We start from the raw sequence: 2,927 nt of genomic DNA on the forward strand, positions 1-2,927 counted from the left end.
ATAGAAGAAACAATCTACGAATTTATAACTGTTTGTCAAATGGACGAACTTACGACTGACGAGCAAGGGAAGCCTCATGAATTTGACGCACTTAAAACAATTGGAAGCAGAAAGTATCTTTATCATACGGGAAGTGGCGGCCTGTTTTGAAAAGCCTTGTATGTTTTACTCCATTGGAAAAGACTCGACCGTCATGCTGCATTTGGCTAGAAAAGCTTTTTGGCCCGGCAATGTCCCTTTTACCTTACTGCATATCGATACTACCTGGGAATTTGCCGAAATGGCGCGTTTTCGCGACAACTTGGTTGCCCGTTTAGGGCTTAACTTAAAAGTCCACATCAACGAAGAGGCATTGGCATTGGGCATACATCCTATCGAATCAGGTTCAGTTAAATATAATGACTTGATGAAAACGGAAGCATTGAAACAAGCAGTGACCAAATACGGCTTTGATGCCGCCCTGGGTGGCGCACGTCGAGATGAAGAAAAATCGCGCGCCAAAGAAAGGGTATTCTCGGTTAGGGATTCCAACCATCAGTGGAATCCAAAACAACAACGACCAGAGCTATGGCAAATTTATAATGCCCAAATTGACAGGGGCGAATCGGTCAGGGTTTTTCCGCTCTCCAATTGGACTGAACTGGACGTTTGGCAATATATCCTGCTGGAAAAGATTGATCTTGTGCCACTTTATTTTTCAGCGCAACGGTTGAGCTGGGTTGACGAAAGTAGCGGGCAAATCCTGGCCTTAGATGACGAACGGATGCTGCCGTATTTAAACCACAACGAGCGCAACAGCCTAAAAGAGCGGCAAATTCGTTTCCGTACCTTGGGCTGTTACCCCCAAACCGGTGCTATAGAAAGCAATGCGGTTTGCGTCCAGGACATTATCGCCGAAATGTTGGTCACCCGACAAAGCGAAAGGCAAGGACGGCTCTTGGATCAGGACCAAGCCGGTTCGATGGAAAAGAAGAAACGGGAAGGCTATTTTTAAAACCTGATGGGGGTAAAACGATGATCAAAGCAAAGTTGTCTGAGGCTGCACAATGGTCTGATGCCACATTGATCGGTCAGGATGCTGAATTTAATGGCATAGCGATTGATTCTAGGCTTGTAGAACCTGGTTCAATGTTCGTGGCAATTAAAGGTAGCCGGTACGATGGGCATGATTATATTGAAGCCGCCAAAGCACAGGGTGCTGCTGGTGCATTGGTCAGTCGACCTGTGGCCACCTCGTTACCCTTACTGGTTGTAAAAGACGCTGTGCAGGGATTAGGAAAGTTGGCCGCAATTTGGCGACGGCATCACGAGCTACTCGTTATAGGAGTTCTTGGCAGTAATGGCAAAACCACGGTAAAGGAAATGATCGCCACAATATTACAATGCCACTATGGGAATGCCGTATTGGCAACGCGAGGCAATCAAAATAATGAGCTGGGAGCTCCTCTAAACCTACTGAGGCTGAACTCTAGTTATCAGGCTGCTGTGATAGAAATGGGAGCCAATGGACAGGGTGAAATCACCCGACTCGGCCAGATAGTAAAACCAGATATTGCGGTTATTACTAATGCCGGATTAGACCATGTTGCAGGATTCGGTGGGGCAGAAGGGGCTGCAAGGGCGAACGGCGAAATTTTTGCAACCCTGCAGGGCAACGGTGTCGCCATCATCAATGGTGACGATCCCTGTCTGCCTATTTGGGATAGCCAGTTGGGTAAACGGTTTTACTTACAATTTGGCCTTAATCCCAGCGTTGATGTGCGCGGCCATTGGCATCCAAAAATCAATGGGGGTGAACTGTCTATTGATTCGCCTTGGGGTCAAATCCAATGCCATTTGAATTTGATGGGACAGCATAATGCCCTAAATGCTTTAGCAGCGGCATCAACCTGTTTGATGATGGGTGTGGAACTGGAAACAATTGCTACTGGTTTGGCTTCTGTTAATCCCATAAATGGAAGATTGAAGCCCCAATTATCGAATACTGGTGCGCTCATTATTGATGATACCTACAATGCAAATCCCTCATCACTGATGGCAGCATTAGAAGCATTGTCTTCTTTGCAGGGTAAAAAAATCTTGGTTTTAGGTGACATGGCTGAACTCGGTGATGAGGCGGAATCCTGGCATACCCAGGCAGGCTATGCTGCCCGTTCAGCGGGTGTTGAATGCTTATTGGCTGTAGGCGACCTTGCCTGTTTTGCTACTAACAGTTTTGGGCAAGGTGGCCTACATTTCACAAATAACCAAGCGCTGCTTAAAGTTTTGTTACCCCAACTGGAGGCAGGTATAAATGTTTTGATTAAGGGTTCCAGATGCATGGCGTTAGAAAATATTGTTTTACAACTTTTGCACAGTTGAAAACTATAAATCGAAACGTGATGTACGACTTTTTCTGCAATATGCTAATTTTACTGAGTCTCATTTTTTAAAAGTTCGTAATAGAGCAATTTACCACTTTTATATTCAATCAGTTATAAAAGTCGAACATCGCATAGACTTGTAATTAGTGACTGTTTAGTGGCAATAAAATAAATGCTTACAATTACAATGAATTTTTAAACGCATAATATAACCACATGAAAAGATTATTTTTTTTGATCCTGGTGATCTGGCGCCAACAACTTAAGGTATACCTTATCGCAGCCCTTATTGGGTCGGCTATTGGCGTATTAGTATTGGCGCCCAGCTATGACTATATCAATACCCGTGAACAGGCCGACAGTCGCTTCTCCTCTATCGGCTACGTTTTCAGTCAGATCAGAGGGTTATTACAAGGTGAAAACACTGACTATGATACTGGTTTATTGATTTTTTATGCCGAAATCGGCGCAATGCTTGGCTTGCTTTCTATCATTCTCTACAAGTATCTACTTTAAATTCCAGGGTAAGCCCAATATCAAATCGGCACTGGCTGCGTTTTTTGG

General features: G+C 44.6%; 3 protein-coding genes. All 3 read left to right on the top strand.

From position 1 onward, the window contains the following. Nucleotides 1–76 precede the first annotated feature (76 nt). A complete protein-coding gene (gene cysD / locus CRENPOLYSF2_RS00770; protein ID WP_087142067.1) occupies nt 77–994 on the top strand; it encodes a sulfate adenylyltransferase subunit CysD in 918 nt (305 codons plus the stop codon). Nucleotides 995–1,014: 20 nt separating this feature from the next. After that, entirely contained in the window at nt 1,015–2,361 is a 1,347-nt protein-coding gene (locus CRENPOLYSF2_RS00775; protein ID WP_087142068.1) for a UDP-N-acetylmuramoyl-tripeptide--D-alanyl-D-alanine ligase, read from the top strand. A 218-nt stretch (nt 2,362–2,579) separates the two neighbouring features. Continuing rightward, nucleotides 2,580–2,879 carry a hypothetical protein gene (locus CRENPOLYSF2_RS00780; protein WP_087142069.1) on the top strand — a complete coding sequence of 100 codons (300 nt, stop codon included), beginning with the start codon at nt 2,580–2,582 and terminating at the stop codon, nt 2,877–2,879. The last annotated feature ends 48 nt before the right edge of the window (nt 2,880–2,927 follow it).

The organism is Crenothrix polyspora (assembly GCF_900163755.1).
In the GTDB taxonomy this organism is placed as follows: domain Bacteria; phylum Pseudomonadota; class Gammaproteobacteria; order Methylococcales; family Methylomonadaceae; genus Crenothrix; species Crenothrix polyspora.

Excerpts from the sequence above, each read along its gene's own strand:
- cysD (WP_087142067.1), top strand. The coding sequence starts at position 77 with ATGAATTTGACGCACTTAAAACAATTGGAAGCAGAAAGTATCTTTATC.
- CRENPOLYSF2_RS00775 (WP_087142068.1), top strand. The coding sequence starts at position 1,015 with ATGATCAAAGCAAAGTTGTCTGAGGCTGCACAATGGTCTGATGCCACA.
- CRENPOLYSF2_RS00780 (WP_087142069.1), top strand. The coding sequence starts at position 2,580 with ATGAAAAGATTATTTTTTTTGATCCTGGTGATCTGGCGCCAACAACTT.